The organism is Carboxylicivirga litoralis (genome assembly GCF_025499605.1).
In the GTDB taxonomy this organism is placed as follows: domain Bacteria; phylum Bacteroidota; class Bacteroidia; order Bacteroidales; family Marinilabiliaceae; genus Carboxylicivirga; species Carboxylicivirga litoralis.
In genome coordinates this window covers 1-2,742 of the sequence record NZ_JAFMVC010000070.1, presented here as the reverse complement: position 1 = coordinate 2,742, position 2,742 = coordinate 1, and the positions used below count along the sequence as shown (strand labels likewise).

Sequence of the window (2,742 nt, the reverse complement as noted above, 5' to 3'; positions counted from 1 at the left end):
GTCACTTTGGAGCGTCAAAGGGTGGTCAATTTCGTTCGTTAGACCTGGTCAATTTAAATCGTTAAGAGGTGGTCAACTTCAGCGTTTTTTCCATACAACCGTTCCCGATTCTATGGGACACGAAATGCACATCGCAATCCGGAAAGTAAAGAAAAGTATCGGGATGCCATTGTTTGACTACGCCTGTGAGAAACTCGATTACAGTAATGACGAGCTTGTAAAGTCGCTTTCATGCGAACAGATTGATGCAGTATCATTAGCAATTTACAATATCGAGAAGCGTGGCCAGGGGATTATTGTTGGCGACCAAACAGGAATTGGCAAAGGAAGAACCGCAGCAGCTTTAATTCGCTACGGTGTTAAAAGCGGTCTGCAACCTGTGTTCCTATCCGAAAAGCCTAACCTGTTTACTGACCTCTATCGGGATTTATCCGACATTGGAAGTTCTGCCCTGGTTCCGTTTATCGTGAACACCAAAGAGAGCAAAACCAATGTGAAGGACAAAAGCGGTAAAGTGATATATACTGCTCCTGAAAAACCAACACAAGAAAGGATTATAAAGAGCAAGCAAGTTCCCAACAACTACAACTTTGTTTGTGCCACCTATTCGCAGTTCAATCAGCCGAAAAAGCCAGCCAAACAAGAGTTTTTAAATGCTGCAAGTAGCGGTAATATAATCATCATGGATGAAGCTCACAATGCTTCGGGTAGTTCCAACACAGGTGAGTTTATGCAAGATGTAATAAGGCAAACCAAAGGCGTTTGTTTCCTGTCAGCCACATTTGCAAAACGACCTGATAACATGCCTATTTACGCTCAAAAAACATCAATGAGCGATGCTAATATGAGCAAAGAGGATTTGGTGGAAGCTATTACTAAAGGCGGTGTTGCATTGCAGGAAGTTTTAGCAGCCCAATTGGTTTCAGAGGGTCAAATGATTAGGCGTGAACGCTCTTTTGAAGGTGTAGAAGTTAACTATATCGAGCTGAAAGAAAAAGCCAAAGAGCAAGCTGAAACAGCCGATAAAATAACTTCAATCATTCGAGATATAATCGGGTTCCAGGAGAAGTACATTAACAAACAGGTTGATGAGCTTGATAAGATTGCAGCAGCCGAAAGTAAAGAGGTTGAAACACGCAAAGGAACAGAAAAAGCAGGGGTTGATAATATTCCGTATTTCTCAAAAGTCTTCAACGTAATCAATCAATTACTCTTTAGTTTGAATGCCTCTGATGTTGCCGACCATGCCATAAACAGACTGAAAGAAGGTAAGAAACCTATCATTGCTTTTGCCTCCACAATGGGAAGTTTTTTAGAAGGAATGGCAAAACCCGATGATGTGATAAACGGTGATTTCTCAACCGTTTTGGAAAAGGGTTTGGATTCAGTTCTTCGCTACACAGAAAAGGATATTGATGGAGAATCACAGGGCAAACAGTTTAACATTGCCGATTTATCGGAAGATGCTCAATTGGCTTACTATGATATTATCAGACGAATTGAACAGGCATCCACAGGAATCACAATCAGTCCGCTTGATTTAATTATCCAAAAGATAAAAGAAGCCGGCTATTCAGTAGGAGAAGTTACAGGGCGAAAGCTTTGTGTACAGTACAAGAACCTGAACAAGAAAAACACTACCGCCCTGGTGATGAGCCGAAAAAAGGAAAACACAGCCGACTTGTTCCGTCAATTCAACGACAATGAAATTGATTGTTTGCTGATTAACCAAAGTGGTTCAACAGGAGCTTCGGCACATGCCATTGTCACCGATAAAGTGCCAGCAGAAAAGGTTAAGCAGCGTGTGATGGTGATACTCCAACCTGAACTGAACATCAATACCGAGATTCAAAAGCGTGGACGTATCAACCGCACAGGGCAGATAATGAAACCGATTTACGATTACATTATCTCATCCATCCCTGCACAAAAGCGGTTTATGATGATGCTCAAAAAGAAGCTGAAATCATTGGATGCCAATACCTCCTCCAACCAAAAAAGCAGCAAATCACAATTGGAATCCGATGACTTTTTAAATAAGTACGGTGACAAAGTGGTTCGCCAATACATGTTGGAGAATGAGGAACTAAACAAAGCTCTGGATAACCCTCTTAAATTTGAGGGTAAAGAGAGTGATGAGACACCATCCGAAGGTGATGCTTCAAAAGTAACAGGGCGTGTGGCTGTTTTATCGGTTAAGGAACAGGAAAAGTTTTACCAAGAGGTTATTGAGCGATATAACGATTACATCGAATACCTCAAGCAAGCCGATGAGTATGACCTTGAAGTGGAAGTCCTGAACCTGAAAGCAGAATCACTTGAAAAACGAGTTGTGATTGCCGGGAAAGGTGGACGTTCTGTTTTTGGTAACGATACTTTTTTGGAAAAATGCGAATGTAACGTACTTAAAAAGCCGTATGGTAAAGCAGAACTTGAAAAGCTGATTCAAAAACAACTAAGAAGTAAACACCCCGATAGTATTTCTGAAGAAATAGTTTCAGCTCACGAGAATTTTGTCCAAAACAAGTTATCTGACGATTTAAAGGCGTTGGAAGAAAAATATAAAGAGCTTTTTAATGGCATTACCGATGAGAAAAGCTATCAGAAAATTCCTGTATATGACAAAGCAGCCCAAAGGGATTATGTTGCTGAAAGAACCGAAGAAATTGAAGAAGGAAAACAAGCCGAGATTACCAAGACCAAAACACAAAGCGAGAACCGCAAACGCTACCTGAACAACTT

General features: G+C 41.0%; 1 protein-coding gene. It reads left to right on the top strand.

Annotated features, from left to right (window positions below; all coding sequences use genetic code 11):
• The coding region (locus J1N10_RS20625; RefSeq protein ID WP_262328621.1) for a strawberry notch family protein at window positions 1-2,742 on the top strand (2,742 nt) is incomplete at both ends.